At 72.7% G+C, this 13,401-nt stretch carries 14 protein-coding genes; 9 read left to right on the plus strand and 5 right to left on the minus strand.

What is annotated here, in order from left to right; all coding sequences use genetic code 11:
* Positions 1-73: 73 nt before the first annotated feature.
* The 3 genes from O7604_RS08625 to O7604_RS08635 form a co-directional block, all read right to left on the minus strand.
* On the minus strand, positions 74-823 hold the full coding sequence (locus tag O7604_RS08625; protein ID WP_281579352.1) for a hypothetical protein: 750 nt from the start codon (positions 821-823) through the stop codon (positions 74-76).
* A complete protein-coding gene (locus O7604_RS08630; protein WP_281579353.1) occupies positions 820-1,335 on the minus strand; it encodes a SigE family RNA polymerase sigma factor in 516 nt (171 codons plus the stop codon). Before O7604_RS08630 ends, O7604_RS08625 begins: the two co-directional genes overlap by 4 nt.
* Positions 1,336-1,429: 94 nt before the next feature.
* Positions 1,430-2,722 carry an acetyl-CoA C-acetyltransferase gene (locus tag O7604_RS08635; protein WP_269703088.1) on the minus strand — a complete coding sequence of 431 codons (1,293 nt, stop codon included), beginning with the start codon at positions 2,720-2,722 and terminating at the stop codon, positions 1,430-1,432.
* Positions 2,723-2,777: 55 nt separating this feature from the next.
* Here O7604_RS08635 and O7604_RS08640 point away from each other — a divergent pair, with 55 nt between their 5' ends.
* The 7 genes from O7604_RS08640 to O7604_RS08670 all read left to right on the plus strand — a co-directional run bounded on the left by O7604_RS08640 (position 2,778) and on the right by O7604_RS08670 (position 9,836).
* A complete protein-coding gene (locus O7604_RS08640) occupies positions 2,778-4,136 on the plus strand; it encodes a 3-oxoacyl-ACP reductase (RefSeq protein WP_135242738.1) in 1,359 nt (452 codons plus the stop codon).
* On the plus strand, positions 4,136-5,185 hold the full coding sequence (locus tag O7604_RS08645; RefSeq protein ID WP_281579354.1) for a MaoC/PaaZ C-terminal domain-containing protein: 1,050 nt from the start codon (positions 4,136-4,138) through the stop codon (positions 5,183-5,185). Before O7604_RS08640 ends, O7604_RS08645 begins: the two co-directional genes overlap by 1 nt.
* 86 nt (positions 5,186-5,271) lie before the next feature.
* Complete coding sequence (locus O7604_RS08650) at positions 5,272-6,024, plus strand: NUDIX domain-containing protein (RefSeq protein WP_121684963.1); 753 nt, start codon at positions 5,272-5,274, stop codon at positions 6,022-6,024.
* On the plus strand, positions 6,021-6,962 hold the full coding sequence (locus tag O7604_RS08655) for a serine/threonine protein kinase (protein ID WP_281579355.1): 942 nt from the start codon (positions 6,021-6,023) through the stop codon (positions 6,960-6,962). Before O7604_RS08650 ends, O7604_RS08655 begins: the two co-directional genes overlap by 4 nt.
* Positions 6,963-6,972: 10 nt before the next feature.
* Positions 6,973-7,932, plus strand: a complete 960-nt coding sequence (locus tag O7604_RS08660) for a hypothetical protein (RefSeq protein WP_281579356.1) — start codon at positions 6,973-6,975, stop codon at positions 7,930-7,932.
* Complete coding sequence (locus tag O7604_RS08665; protein WP_281579357.1) at positions 7,929-9,188, plus strand: adenylosuccinate synthetase; 1,260 nt, start codon at positions 7,929-7,931, stop codon at positions 9,186-9,188. The genes O7604_RS08660 and O7604_RS08665 overlap by 4 nt, the downstream gene beginning before the upstream one ends.
* A 24-nt stretch (positions 9,189-9,212) precedes the next feature.
* Positions 9,213-9,836: a DedA family protein gene (locus tag O7604_RS08670; RefSeq protein WP_281579358.1), complete on the plus strand. Its 624-nt coding sequence runs from the start codon at positions 9,213-9,215 to the stop codon at positions 9,834-9,836.
* Between the two features lie 21 nt (positions 9,837-9,857).
* Here O7604_RS08670 and O7604_RS08675 read toward each other — a convergent pair whose 3' ends face one another.
* Together O7604_RS08675 and O7604_RS08680 are read right to left on the minus strand one after the other, a co-directional pair.
* Complete coding sequence (locus O7604_RS08675; protein ID WP_281579359.1) at positions 9,858-10,766, minus strand: IS5 family transposase; 909 nt, start codon at positions 10,764-10,766, stop codon at positions 9,858-9,860.
* Positions 10,767-10,922: 156 nt separating this feature from the next.
* Positions 10,923-11,564 carry a TetR/AcrR family transcriptional regulator gene (locus O7604_RS08680; protein ID WP_281579360.1) on the minus strand — a complete coding sequence of 214 codons (642 nt, stop codon included), beginning with the start codon at positions 11,562-11,564 and terminating at the stop codon, positions 10,923-10,925.
* A 78-nt stretch (positions 11,565-11,642) separates the two neighbouring features.
* Here O7604_RS08680 and O7604_RS08685 point away from each other — a divergent pair, with 78 nt between their 5' ends.
* The gene (locus O7604_RS08685) at positions 11,643-12,095 is read left to right on the plus strand and encodes an SCP2 sterol-binding domain-containing protein (protein ID WP_013283405.1); all 453 of its coding nucleotides are present in this window, start codon (positions 11,643-11,645) and stop codon (positions 12,093-12,095) included.
* Between the two features lies 1 nt (position 12,096).
* Positions 12,097-13,311 (plus strand): acyl-CoA dehydrogenase family protein, encoded by a 1,215-nt coding sequence (locus O7604_RS08690; RefSeq protein ID WP_281579361.1) that lies wholly within the window; start codon positions 12,097-12,099, stop codon positions 13,309-13,311.
* The last annotated feature ends 90 nt before the right edge of the window (positions 13,312-13,401 follow it).

Raw genomic sequence — 13,401 nt, forward strand, 5'->3', positions numbered from 1 at the left:
TCACGACGCCCTGGCCGGCCCCGGCGACGCCGGTACCCGGTCCGGCCGGTGGGCGGGCCGGACCGGGACAGCGTCAGCCCAGCCGGATCTCCGGGTCGAGCGCGACCGCGGCCATCTCCTCGACTGTCATCAGGTGCCGGTCGGTGGACGAGACCGTCTGCACCGACACGTTGGTGCCGTCGGCCCGCTCGACGGTCACGGTACGCAGGACCGTGCGCTTGGTCACCGGCCCTGCCAGGTTCCTGCCCTCCGCGTCGTGCGCCACCACCAGCTCCCCCGCGGGGCCGGCGAAGGACCGGCACCTGACCTGGCCGGGAGTGCAGTCGCCCGGGCCCGTGTGGCCGGGGCGCACCCGGCCCACGTCGATGTTCAGGTACGACCGGACCTCGCCCCGGGCGGCGATACCCACCGCGAACCAGCCGGTCATGGACTCCCACTGGAACGGCTTCACCGTCCACGGCGGCGTGTCGGTGACCGGGCCGTCCCAGGTCTCGCGGTCGGCGGTCGAACCGCCCTGCACCCACCGCAGGTCCGGCGCCTCCCGGTGGAACGCGGTCAGGATCGCCGCTTGCAGGCGCTCCGGCTCGGATCGGGCGGAGGCGGAGGCCGACGCGACCGGGAGGGTGGGCGCCGGGCCGCCTGACGCACCCGGCTGCACAACCACGCCGACGCCGAGCGCCAGCGCCAGCACCGCTGTCGCCGAGGCGTACGCGCCCACCCGACGCCGGCGACGCCGGCCCTCCCGCGCCACCAGGGCGTCCACGTCCACCGCCGTCGGCGGCGCGTCGCCGATCGCCGCGTCGAAGATCTGCCGGTACGTCATCGCTGCCTCCCGCTCTCCACTGCCGAATGGTGCGAGGCGAGCAGCCGCAACGTCTCCAGCGCGCGGGCGGCCTGACTCTTCACGGTGCCGGTGCTGACGCCCAGGATCTGCGCGGTCTCCTCGACGGACAGGTCGCAGTAGAACCGGAGCACCACCACCGCCCGTCGCCGCGGCGCGAGCCGGCCCAGCATGTCCAGCAGCATCTCCCGCTCACCGACCGACGGCTCCCCGGCCGCCAGGTCCGCCCGGTCCGGCACCTCGTCGGTGCTGTGCTCCCGCCGCCACGGGCGGCGCCGCTCGTCCAGCCAAGCGTTGGTGAGCATCCCCCGGACGTACGCGTCAAGGTTGTTCGCGCCGAGCGCCCGCCGCCAGTTGCGGTAGAGCTTGCCCAGCGTGATCGACACCAGGTCGTCCGCCGTGTGCCAGTCCCGGCAGAGCAGGTACGCCGTCCGGCGCAGCGGCTCCAGCCGGGCGGTCACGTAGTCGCGGAACTCCTCGTCACGCCCGGTCACGGGGCGCCGCTTCTCGTTCGCCTCATGCCCAGGGGACGGAACGGGCCGGCAGGCGGGTTGCCCGCCCGGTGGAGAACCGGGCGGGACGCCGTCGTCAGCGCTCCAGGATCGCCGTCACGCCCTGCCCGCCTGCCGCACAGATGGAGATCAGGCCGCGCCCGCTCCCCTTCTGATCGAGCAGCTTGGCGAGCGTGGCGACGATGCGGCCGCCGGTGGCGGCGAAGGGGTGCCCGGCCGCGAGCGACGAGCCGTTGACGTTGAGCTTGTCCCTGTCGATCGAGCCGAGCGGGGCGTCCAGGCCGAGGCGCTCCTTGCAGAACTCCGGCGACTCCCAGGCGGCGAGCGTGGCCAGCACCTGCGAGGCGAACGCCTCGTGGATCTCGTAGAAGTCGAAGTCCTGGAGGCTCAGCCCGGCGCGGGCCAGCATCCGGGGTACGGCGTACGCGGGGGCCATCAGCAGGCCCTCGTCGCCGTGCACGAAGTCGACGGCGGCGGCCTCGGACCAGGAGAACCAGGCCAGCACCGGCAGGTTGTGCGCCTTGGCCCACTCCTCGGAGGCGAGCAGCACCGTCGACGCGCCGTCGGTGAGCGGCGAGGAGTTGCCGGCGGTCATGGTGGCCCGCTCGGCGTCCGCGCCGGAGGCGCCGAAGACCGGCTTGAGCGAGCCGAGCTTCTCCAGGCTGGTGTCCGGCCGCAGGTTCTGGTCGCGGGTCAGCCCCAGGTAGGGGGTCATCAGGTCGTCGAAGAACCCCTTGTCGTACGCGGCGGCGAGCCGCTGGTGCGAACGCAGCGCGAGTTCGTCCTGCGCGGTCCGGTCGACGTTCCAGCGCAGCGCGGTGCGGGCCGCGTGCTCACCCATGGACAGCCCGGTACGCGGTTCGGCGTTGCGCGGGATGTCCGGCTTGAACGGCTGGTGCGGGCGCAGCTTCGCCGCGATCTTGAGCCGTTCGCCGAGCGTACGGGCCGAGTTGAGCTGGAGCAGCGTGCGCCGCATGTCCTCGTTGACGGCGAGCGGCGCGTCCGAGGTGGTGTCGACGCCACCGGCGATGCCGACCTCGATCTGCCCGAGGGCGATCTTGTTGGCGACCAGGATGGCCGCTTCCAGCCCGGTGCCGCAGGCCTGCTGGATGTCGTACGCGGGGGTGTGCGGGTCGAGCCGGGAGCCGAGCACCACCTCACGGGTGAGGTTGAAGTCGCGGGAGTGCTTGAGCACCGCGCCGGCCACCACCTCGCCGACCCGCTCGCCGGCCAGCCCGAACCGGGCGACCAGCCCGTCGAGCGCCGCACCGAGCATGTCCGCGTTCGACGCCTGCGCGTAGCGCGAGTTGGACCGGGCGAAGGGGATGCGATTGCCCCCGATGACCGCGACCCGCCGGACACTCTGCACGATCGGCCTCCCTCGAAACTGTTGCCCGAACCCTACTCGCCAGTAGGCTACGCCTATGACCGACAGGTACGCGAGCTTCGTCCAGACGGGGGCCGGTCGCGCGCTGGTCAAGCGCCTCGGGCTGCCCGACCCGCCCCGACTGCGCCGACACACGCCGGGTGACCCGCTCGTTCCCGGGCCGGTCCTGCTCGGCTCCTCGGCCGGTGGCCGGATCGCCGAGCCGGCCGGGAAGATCCTGACCGCCGCCGGGGTCGAGCTGGCCGATCCGGTCGCCGCCCACGACGCCGACCGCCGCTTCGCGGCCCTGGTGTACGACGCCAGCGGCATCACCGACTCCGCCGGGCTGCGCCAGCTCTACGACTTCTTCCACCCGCAGGCCCGTTCGCTGCTGCCGAGCGGCCGGGTGATCGTGCTGGGCACGCCGCCGGCCGAGTGCGGCTCCCCCCGGGAGGCTACCGCCCAGCGTGCGCTGGAGGGCCTGACCCGCAGCATCGGCAAGGAGTTCGGCCGGGGCGTGACCGCCCAGCTGGTCTACGTGACACGCGAGGGTGACGCCGGCACCCCGGTGAGCCTGGAGTCCACGCTCCGGTTCCTGCTCTCCGGCCGGTCCGCGTACGTCTCGGGCCAGGTGATCCGGGTCGGCGCCGGCACCGCCGTCGCGCCGGCCGACTGGGACCGGCCGCTCGACGGGCAGGTGGTGCTGGTGACCGGCGCGGCCCGGGGCATCGGCGCGGCGCTGGCGAAGGTGCTGGCGCGCGACGGTGCCCAGGTGGTGGCGCTGGACATCCCGGCGGCCGGGGACGAGCTGGCCGCCGTCGCCAACGACATCGGCGGCAGCGCGGTGCAGCTCGACCTGACCGCGCCGGATGCGCCGACCCGGCTGGCGGAGCACCTGGCGTCCCGGCACGGGCGGGTCGACGTGGTGGTGCACAACGCGGGCATCACCCGGGACAAGACGCTGGGCCGGATGGACGCCGACCGGTGGGACTCGGTGATCGACGTGAACCTGTCCAGCCAGGAGCGCATCAACGACGTGCTGCTGGAACGCGACCTGATCCCGGCCGGCGGCCGGATCGTGTCGGTCTCGTCGATCGCCGGGATCGCCGGCAACCGGGGGCAGACCAACTACGCGACCAGCAAGGCCGGCGTGATCGGCCTTGTCGACTCGCTCTCCCCGGTGCTGCGCGAGCGCGGGATCAGCCTGAACGCTGTGGCGCCGGGCTTCATCGAGACCCGGCTGACCGCGCGTATCCCGCTGACCATCCGCGAGGCTGGACGCCGGATGAACAGCATGGCCCAGGGCGGCCTGCCGGTGGACGTGGCCGAGACGATCGGGTGGCTCTCCTGGCCGGCGAGCGGCGCGGTCAGCGGCAACGTGGTCCGGGTCTGCGGCCAGAGCCTCCTGGGGGCGTGATGCCGAAGGACCACGAGGACGACGACCTGACCCTGCATGACCTGATCGAGGGCCCCACCCGCGACCTCACGGCAGCCCGGGCCGCCGCCCTCGCCCAGTCCCGCACCCGCCCGACCTCCGTCGATCATGAAGTTGACGGCACGTCTGGAGATCCACAAGGCAGCCAACCTCATGATCGACGGGGTGAAGGGGTGGCGGGACGGCGGCGGGTGGAGTTGGACGGGCTGCCTGCCAGTTCGGCGTTGTATCGGCGGGCGCTACTTGGGGTGGTGCCTGGGGTTGGGGGGCGGCGCGGAGCGGACGTGCCGGCGGTCGAACTGGCCGTCTCGGGAGTCGTCGTGGATCAGCGGCATCTGGCGGACTACGACCGGGTGTGCGGGTTCCGGCTGACCGACCGGCTGCCGGCCACGTACCTGCACGTGCTCGGATTCCCGCTGTCGCTGCGGCTGATGACGGGTCCGGGCTTTCCCATCCCGCTCACCGGCGTGGTGCACGTCGCCAACCGGATCACCGTGCACCGTCCGGTCGAGGCCGGCGAGAGCGTCGACTTCCACACGTACGCGGAGAACCTGCGCCCGCACGAGCGCGGCCGCCAGCTCGACGTGGTGCTGGTCGGCTCGATCGGCGGCGAGGAGGTGTGGCGCGGCGTGTCCACGTACCTCGGGAAGGCGCGCGGCGGCCCGCGGCGCGACCGGGGTGACCGCCCGGCGCCGCCGGCCTTCTCCGCGCGGTGGCGGGTGACGCCCCGCGTGGGTACTGATTACGCACGCGTCTCCGGCGACCACAACCCGATCCACACCTCGAAGCTGGGCGCGCGGCTGTTCGGTTTCCCGCGCCCGATCGCGCACGGCATGTGGAGCAAGGCCCGATGCCTGGCCGCGCTGGAACCCCGGCTACCAGAGGCGTACACGGTGGACGTGGCGTTCAAGCTGCCGGTGCCGCTGCCGTCGACTGTGGCGTTCAGCGCCTCGCCGAACGGCGCGGGCTGGGACTTCGCGCTGCACAGCGCCCGGGACGGGAGGCCGCACCTGACCGGTTCGGTGCGCTGAGCGAAAGAGGGGACTTGCCGTCCCCTCTTTTCGGCGCTAAGTTGTTCTCAGATTGAGTTGTTCTCAACCTGAGAGAGTGAGTAACAGTGAACGAGCAGGAGTTCCTCGCCGGATACGACCCCCGGGACTATCCGGCGGTCGCGGTCACCGTCGACGTGGTCGCCCTGACCATCCGCGAGGGCGCGCTGCACCTGCTCCTGATCCGCCGGGGCGCGCCGCCCTACGCGGGGCACTGGGCCCTGCCCGGCGGCTTCGTCCAGCCGGACGAGGACCTGTCCGCCGGTGCCCGGCGCGAGCTGGCCGAGGAGACCGGCCTCGGCGGCGAGCGGCTGCGCCGGGTGCACCTGGAACAGCTCGGCAGCTACGGCGCCCCGGACCGCGATCCGCGCATGCGGGTGGTCTCGGTCGCGCACCTGGCGTTCGCCCCCGACCTGCCCGACCCGGTCGCCGACACCGACGCCGACGAGGCGATCTGGCTGCCGGTCACCGCGCTCACCAGCCGGCAACTCGCCTTCGACCACGGTCGGATCATCGACGACGGGCTGGAGCGGGCCCGCTCCAAGCTGGAGTACACGCCGCTCGCCACCCGGTTCCTCGCCCCCGAGTTCACGATCACCGAGCTGCGCGAGGTCTACGAGACGGTCTGGGGCCACCCGCTGCACGCCGGCAACTTCCACCGCAAGGTGCTCTCCGTGCCCGGCTTCGTGGAGAGCACCGGCGCCAGCACCGAACGCGGCGGCGCGCGCGGCGGCCCCCGGGCCAAGCTCTACCGCGCCGGAGACGCCCGGCTGCTGCACCCGGCGCTGCTGCGCCCCGCCCGGGAGGAGACGGTGCGGTGAGGACCGAGGAGGCGATCCGGCTGGTCACGGCCGCGCGTACCGACGACGACCTGTTCGGCACGCAGGAGCCGGCCCGCCGCTACCGCGAGCTGGTCGGCGCGCTGCACCCCGACCGGCTGGGCGCGGCCGACCCGCGGGTACGCGCCGCCGCGGCCGAAGCGCTCGTCACCGTCACCACCCGGTGGCGCACTCCCGCCCCCGCGTACACCGGCGACGTCGCCGACCTGCACGACCACGGGGACGGACGGCTGCTCAAGGTGGCCCGGCACCCCGGCGACAACGACCTGATGGCCCGCGAGGCGCGCGCGTTACGCCGGATCGCCGAGCGCGGCGACGCCAAGCACCTGGCGTACGTGCCCCGGCTCATCGACTCCTACCCGGCGCGCGACCCGTCCACAGGCGTGCAACGGCAGGTCAACGAGCTGGTGACCGTACCCGGGCTGCGCAGCCTGGACGACGTACGCCGCGCGTACCCGGACGGGCTGGACCCCCGCGACGCGGCCTGGATGTGGCGGCGGCTGCTCGTGGCGCTCGGCCTGGCCCACCGGGCCGGCGTCGTGCACGGCGCGGTGCTGCCCCGGCACGTGCTGATCGAGCCGGACGCGCACGGCCTGGTCCTCGTCGACTGGTGCTTCTCGGCCGAACCGGGTGGGCTCGTGCCGGCGCTGGTGCCCGGCCACGAGGACTGGTACCCGCCGGAGGTCGCCGCGAAGCGGCAGTGCGGGCCGGGCACCGACATCGCGCTCGCCGCCCGCTGCATGACCTGGCTGATGGGCGACCGCGCGCCGCGCGAGCTGCGCGCCTTCGCCGACGGCTGCCAGGGCACCGCGCTCGCCACCCGGCCCGACGACGCCTGGCGGCTGCTGCGCGAACTGGACGAGGTGCTGCACCGGCTGTACGGGCCGCGCACCTTCCGACCCTTCACCCTCAACCCGTAGGGAGGCTGCCATGGGCAGTGGAATCTGGTCCACCGACGTGTACGACGCCGCCGACCGTTACCGGCGCCGCACCGGCAAGAGCGCGTTCTCGTACAGCGACAGCGGCGCCCGCAAGGTGCACCCGGCGCTCGATCCGCGCGACGCGCTGCGGGAGAGCCGCGACTCCGCCGAGCACCCCCAGTCGACGCCGATCGCCGTGCTGTTCGACGTCACCGGCTCGATGGGACACGTGCCCCGGGTGCTGCAGAGCAAGCTGCCGCAGCTGCTCGGCCTGCTGCTGCGCCAGGGGTACGCGACGGACCCGCAGGTCATGTTCGGCGCGATCGGCGACGCCACCTGCGACCGGGTGCCGTTGCAGATCGGGCAGTTCGAGTCCGACAACCGGATGGACGACGACCTCGGCCGGATCGTGCTGGAGGGCGGCGGTGGCGGCCAGATGATGGAGTCGTACGAGCTGGCGCTCTACTTCATGGCCCGGCACACGGCCACCGACAGCTGGGACAAGCGCGGCCGGCGCGGCTACCTGTTCATCATCGGCGACGAACTGGCGTACCCGGCCGTGAAGACCGCTGAGGTGGCCCGGCTGATCGGCGACGACCTGCGCGAGGACATGCCGGTCCGGCAGATCGTGGACGAGGTGACCGCGCGCTGGGACACCTACTACCTGCTGCCCGCCGGCAGCCACTACGCGGGCAACCGCAAGGTGCTCGACTTCTGGCGCGGCCTGCTCGGGCAGAACGCCGTCGAACTGGACGACCTGGACGCGGTCTGCGAGACGATCGCGCTCACCGTCGGCCTGGGCGAGCAGGCCATCGACCTGGACGCCGGGCTGCGCGACCTGGACCGGGCCGGCTCCACCGCCACCCGTACCGTCTCGAAGGCCCTGGCCCGGCTCGGCTCGGGCCGGCGCGCGGTGGCGACGCTGCCGTTCAGCCCCGCCGACGGCGGAAGCGGGGTCACCCGGCTGTGAACCACGTGATGGTGGTCGACCTCGGCTACGGCGACGCCGGCAAGGGCACCGTGGTGGACCTGCTCTGCGCCACCCGGCAGGTGCACACGGTGATCCGGTTCAACGGGGGCGCGCAGGCGGCGCACAACGTCGTCCTGCGCGACGGGAGGCACCACACGTTCGCGCAGTTCGGCGCCGGAACGTTCCGACCCGGCGTACGGACACACCTGGCGCGGCACGTCGTGGTGGACCCGCTGGCGCTGGCCGCCGAGGCCGACCACCTCGCGTCGGTCGGCGTGCCAGACGCGCTCGACCGTCTGACAGTGGACGGGGAGGCGCTGCTCGCCACCCCGTACCACCGGGCCGCGAATCGCGCCCGGGAGATCGCCCGGGGAGCCGACCGGCACGGCTCCTGCGGGCTCGGGGTGGGCGAGGCTGTCGCGTACGGCCTCGCCCACCCCGACGAGGCACCCCGGGTGGCGGACTGCCGCCGCCCGGCGGTGCTGCGCCGGCGGCTGACCGCGCTGCGCGACCGGCTCACCGCCGAGCTGGGGCCGCTGGACGCGCCGCCGGTCCAGGACTGCCTGCCCGCGTACGCGGCCTTCGCGCGCCGGGTCGCGATCGTCGACCGGACCTGGCTGGCATCGGCGCTGCGCGAGGGCACCTGCGTCTTCGAGGGCGCCCAGGGGGTGCTGCTGGACGAGTGGCACGGCTTCCACCCGTACACGACGTGGAGCACCACGACGTTCGCCAACGCCGAGACGCTGCTCGCCGAGGCGGGCATGGCCGGTACCGCGCAGCGGCTCGGCGTGCTGCGGACCACCACCACGCGGCACGGTCCCGGGCCGTTGGTCACCGAGGACGCGGCGCTGCCGTTCACCGACCGCCACAACGGGACGAACCCCTGGCAGGGGCGGTTCCGGTTCGGGCACTTCGACGCGGTCGCCCACCGGTACGCGCTGGAGGTGGCCGGTGGGGTGGACGGGCTGGCGCTGACCCACCTCGACCTGGCCGGTCCGGAGCTGCGGATCTGCCGCCGGTACGAGGGCATCGACCGGCTCGTCCCCGGCCCGGCCGGTGACCTGGACCGGCAGGCGGCGCTCACGCAGCGGCTGCTGCGTGCCCGGCCGGTGCTCGGCGAGTCACCGGCCGACTGGACGGCGGCCGTCTCGGAGGCGCTGGGCGCGCCGGTGGTGCTCACATCGCGCGGGCCGACGGCCGAGGAGAAGGAAGGGCCCCTTGTTAACGCCTTTTGCATGGGAAGGGCCCCTGCTTAACACCGCACCCCCGAGCATGGGTGCATGGGGGACGTGCTCGACCTGCTGCACCAGACGGTGACCTCGCCGTGGGTGTACCTGCTGATCATCGCGGTCACCGCGGTCGACGCGTTCTTCCCGGCGGTCCCCGGCGAGACCGTGGTGATCACCGCCGGGGTCTTCGCGGCCGGCGGCGAACCGAACCTGGTGCTGGTGATCGTGACCGCCGCGGTGGGCGCGCTCGTGGGCGACCACATCTCGTACGCGATCGGGCGCGGCGGCGGCGCGCACCGGCTGACCCGCTTCCCGGCGGACAGCAGGCGGCGGGCCAGCTCGGAGTGGGCCCGCCGGGCGGTCGACAGGCGCGGCGGGATGATCCTGACCACCGCCCGGTACGTCCCCGGCGGCCGGACCGCGGTCACGCTGACCATGGGCGCGGTCCGCTACCCGGCGCGCACGTTCCTGCTGTACGACGGCCTGGCGTGCACCACCTGGGGGGTCTACTGCGGGCTGCTCGGCTACTTCGGTGGCCTGGCGTTCGAGCACAACCCGCTGTCCGGGCTGCTCGCCGGCGTCGCCATCTCGCTGGCGGTCACCGGCCTGTTCGAGGCCGTCCGCTGGGGCCGGCGGCGGGCGCGCCGGCGGGCTGCCGCCCGGCGCGACTGTTAAGTGAGTGTTTGAGATTCCGGCTCAGGTGTGGGTTGCCTGGGCCGGTTTCGTGTGTCGGGCCAGGCGGGTGACCATGACGTGGATCATGGCCCAGGTAACGAAGGCGGCGTGGCTGGCCGGTAGGCGTTCGTAGTCGCGGACGCAGCGGCGTTTCTTGCTGATCCAGGCGAAGGTGCGTTCGACGACCCAGCGGCGGGGCAGCACGACGAAGGTGTGTTGTCCGGGGAGTTTGCGGACCAGGTGCACGGTGAGGTCGAGGGCGTGGCGGGCCCAGGTGCTCAGGGTGCCGATGTAGCCGCCGTCTGCCCAGAGCAGGCGTAGGCGGGGGTGGAACAGCCGGGTGCGCCAGAGCAGGTCCCGGGCGATGCTGCGGTCGTTGACGTGCGCGCCGGTGACCATGACGGCCAGGAGTAGGCCCATGGTGTCCACGACGATGTGGCGTTTACGGCCGTTGACCTTCTTCGCCACGTCGAAACCGCGGCTGTGTCGGGGCACGGTGTCCGCGGCGCGCACCGACTGAGAATCGATCGCTCCGGCGCTGGGATGCGCGTGCCGTCCGGCGGCGGTACGGCACTGCTCCCGCAACCGGTCGTGCAGACGCATCAACGTGTGGTCATCGCGCCATCGAGCGAACCACCAGTACACCGTCCCCGGGGGCGGGAACTCCCGCGGCAGGGCCCGCCACGGACAACCGGTGCAGGCCACATACAAGATCGCCGTGACGATCGCCCGCATCGGATGCGACGGCGGCCGCCCCCGCCGACCGACCGACACCGGCGTGACCAGCGGCGCGATCAACGCCCACTGCGCATCGGTCAGATCACCGGGATACCGCCGCCGCACCGCCCGTTCCCGTTCCCGCCGCACCCGCTGCGACGGATAACGGCGGGGCGACGCGGACGGCGTGACAGTGATCGGGTACAACGTCATCAGAAGGCCCTCGGTATGGAAACGGTTGGCTCGACACCACCGGACCTACCGAGGGCCTTCCCTCACCTCAACCCAACACGCCGCCGCACCCCAAATCTCAAACACTCACTAAAAGGGGGCCCTTGTACTACCGGAGGCGTTATAAGGGGCCCTTCCTTACCCCGCACCCGGTGGATGCCACGTCACACCACGCAGCAGTTGGCCGGCGCCCAGCCAGGCGGCGTTCATCATCCGGGTCGCAGTCTTCTCCGCGTCCGCCTCCGGATGGTCGGCCAGCCAGTCGGCGAGCGACTCGGTGGCCCCGACCAGGGCGTACGAGACGACCTCCAGGTCGGTCGCGCCGACCTCGCGCCCCTCGGCCCGCAGCGCGTGGTCGAGCATTCCGGCGACCACCTCGACCAGCCGGCCGCGCATGGCGGCGAGTTCGGCGGCGAACGGCTGGGAGCCGCGGGCCTGCCGGTAGAGCACCGCCCAGCCGTCGCGGTGTGCGCCGACGAAGCCGAAGAACGCGCGCAGCCCGCGCCAGAGCCGCTCGTCGGCGGGCAGGTCGGGGGCGGCGGCGCCGGCGATCGCCTCCATCATCCGGGTGCTCTCCCGGTGCAGGCAGGCGATGAAGAGTTCCTCCTTGGTGCCGAGGTAGGCGTAGACCATCGGCTTGGAGATGCCGGCGTCGTCGGCGATCTCGTCCATGCTGGCGGCGTGGAAGCCGCGGCGGGAGAACACCTTCACCGCCGCGTCGAGCATCTGCTGCTCGCGTACGGCCCGGGGGAGGCGCTTGAAGGTCGGCGTGCTGGACACCCTTGCGAGCATACCTACCCGTGCGTAAGGTTACGCCAGAGTAACCAAAGTGGCCCCGCCCGAGAGGTGCAATCCCCCATGACTGACTTCGACCCGGCCAACTTCGCGAACGTCGGCCCGAAGGAGTTCGCGCAGCTGGTCAAGTCCACGCCGGACGCCAAGATCAACGAGATCATGTCCGGTGAGGCGCGCGGCAAGATCCTCAGCGAGGTCTTCAACCGGATGCCCACGCTGTTCCGCGCCGACCGCGCCGGTGCCACCAACGCGGTCATCCACTGGAACATCACCGGCCGTCCGGACGGTGGCACCGACACCTACGAGATCGTCATCGAGAACGGCACCTGCACCGTCTCGGAGACCGCGACCCGTGACCCGAAGCTGAGCCTCACCATGGGCCCGGTCGAGTTCCTGAAGATCGTCTCCGGTGGCGCCAACCCGGTGATGATGTTCATGACCGGCAAGCTGAAGGCCAAGGGCGACCTGGGCCTGGCCGCCAACATCGCCAACCTGTTCGACATCCCCAAGGCCTGACATGGCCGAGTTCTCGCTCGACCTGAACGAGGAACAGCGGGACCTTCGCGACTGGGTGCACGGCTTCGCAGCCGAGGTCGTGCGCCCGGCCGCGGCCGAGTGGGACGCCCGGGAGGAGACCCCCTGGCCGATCATCCAGGAGGCCGCGAAGGTCGGCCTGTACGGGTTCGAGTTCCTCGCCACCTGCTGGGCCGACCCCACCGGCCTCTCCCTGCCGATCGCCAGCGAGGAACTCTTCTGGGGTGACGCCGGCATCGGCCTGAGCATCTTCGGCACCTCCCTCGCGGTCGCCGCGATCTACGGCGCCGGCACCCCCGACCAGCTCGTCGAGTGGGTGCCGCAGTGCTTCGGCGACGTCGACTCCCCGGCCGTCGCCGCGTTCTGCACGAGTGAGCCGGAAGCCGGTTCCGACGTCGGCTCGATGCGTACCCGCGCCGTCTACGACGAGGCCACCGACGAGTGGGTGCTCAACGGGCAGAAGGCGTACGCCACGAACGGCGGCATCGCCGGCGTGCACGTGGTGACCGCCTCGATCGACCCCGAGCTGGGCTCGCGCGGGCAGGCCGCGTTCGTCGTACCCCCGGGCACGCCCGGTCTGGCCGCCACCCGCAAGCTGCGCAAGCTGGGCCTGCGCGCCTCGCACACCGCCGACGTCTTCCTCGACGACGTCCGGGTGCCCGGCCGCTGCCTGCTCGGCGGCAAGGACGCGCTCGACGAGCGCCTGGCCCGCGCCCGGTCCGGGCAGCGCGCCTCCGGCCAGGCGGCGATGCGGACGTTCGAACTGTCCCGTCCGACGGTCGGCGCGCAGGCGCTCGGCGTGGCCCGCGCCGCCTACGAGTACGCCCTGGACTACGCCAAGGAGCGGGTCCAGTTCGGACGGCCGATCATCGAGAACCAGGCGGTCGCGTTCGCGCTCGCCGACATGAAGATGGAGATCGACGCGGCCCGGCTGCTGGTCTGGCGCGCCTCCTGGATGGGCCGCAACAACCGGCCGTTCACCGCCGGCGAGGGCTCGATGTCCAAGCTCAAGGCCGGCGAGGTGGCCGTCTCGGTGACCGACAAGGCGGTCCAGCTCCTCGGCGGCGCCGGCTTCCTGCGCGACCACCCGGTCGAGCGGTGGTACCGCGATGCCAAGATCTACACCATCTTCGAAGGCACCTCCGAGATCCAGCGGCTGGTCATCTCCCGGGCCATCTCCGGGATGCAGATCCGCTGACCGCCGGCGGGCCGCGGCCCGACCCGTGACGGCACGAGAGTCGTCGCGGGCCGGGCCGCCGCTCCCGGGCCGACCCGAACCGCGATCGGG

The sequence above is a fragment of the Micromonospora sp. WMMA1947 genome (assembly GCF_027497355.1).
Taxonomy (GTDB): Bacteria; Actinomycetota; Actinomycetes; order Mycobacteriales; family Micromonosporaceae; genus Micromonospora.